Annotated in this window: 1 rRNA gene; it reads left to right on the plus strand. The window is 56.0% G+C overall.

Features of this window, described 5'->3' with window-relative positions:
- Positions 1-678, plus strand: a 23S ribosomal RNA gene (locus AC3WU2_RS30650); the annotation flags it as partial.

The raw sequence follows: 678 nt of genomic DNA on the forward strand, positions 1-678 counted from the left end.
CGTTGGGATACCACCCTGATCGTATCGGAGTTCTAACCTAGGACCGTAACCCGGTTCGGGGACAGTGTCAGGTGGGCAGTTTGACTGGGGCGGTCGCCTCCTAAAGAGTAACGGAGGCGCCCCAAGGTTCCCTCAGAATGGTTGGAAATCATTCGAAGAGTGCAAAGGCATAAGGGAGCTTGACTGCGAGACATACAGGTCGAGCAGGGACGAAAGTCGGGCTTAGTGATCCGGTGGTACCGCATGGAAGGGCCATCGCTCAACGGATAAAAGCTACCCTGGGGATAACAGGCTTATCTCCCCCAAGAGTCCACATCGACGGGGAGGTTTGGCACCTCGATGTCGGCTCATCGCATCCTGGGGCTGAAGTAGGTCCCAAGGGTTGGGCTGTTCGCCCATTAAAGCGGTACGCGAGCTGGGTTCAGAACGTCGTGAGACAGTTCGGTCCCTATCTGTCGTGGGCGTAGGAAATTTGAGAGGAGCTGTCCTTAGTACGAGAGGACCGGGATGGACGTACCGCTGGTGTACCAGTTGTTCCGCCAGGAGCACCGCTGGGTAGCCAAGTACGGACGGGATAAGCGCTGAAAGCATCTAAGCGTGAAGCCCCCCTCAAGATGAGATTTCCCAATTAGTAAGACCCCTTGAAGACGACGAGGTTGATAGGTTGGAGGTGGAAGC

The sequence above is a fragment of the Paenibacillus sp. EB106-05-06-XG162 genome (assembly GCF_058791655.1).